Annotated in this window: 1 protein-coding gene; it reads left to right on the top strand. The window is 70.4% G+C overall.

Translation table 11 applies throughout. The features are described from left to right. Positions 1–473, top strand: a 473-nt coding sequence (locus AC1DKR_RS21140) for a FlgK family flagellar hook-associated protein (RefSeq protein ID WP_478035104.1), incomplete at both ends; no start/stop codon positions are given.

Raw genomic sequence — 473 nt, 5'->3', positions numbered from 1 at the left:
ACATCACCCGCGCCAAGACCACCGGCGTCGACGCCACCGGGTCGGAGAACATCCAGAGCGGCCTGATCGACGAGCTGTCGTCGCTGATGAACGTGCAGGTCAGCCAGCGCGCCAACGGCGGCGTGCTGATCCGCTCGACCGAGGGCATGAGCCTGGCCGGCGAAGGCGCGGCCGTGATCAAGTACGAGCAGTCGCCCACCGCCAACGGCTTCCTGACGGTCACCTCGGCCAACAGCGGCGGCCAGGCCAGCCCGCTCTATATCAGCAGCGGCGAGATCAAGGGCTTGCTGGAGCTGCGCAACGCCGAGCTGCCGGCCCTGTCCGACCAGCTGGGCGAGTTCGTCGCCCGCGCCACCGAGGAGCTGAACCGCGCCTCGAACGCCAACTCGTCGGTCCCCGCCCCGGCCAGCATGACCGGCCGCGACACGGGCCTGGACGCGACCACCGCCCTCACCGGCTTCACCGGCAAGACC

The sequence above is a fragment of the Stenotrophomonas sp. 01N47 genome (genome assembly GCF_056399165.1).
This window is presented reverse-complemented; position numbering and strand designations above follow the sequence as displayed.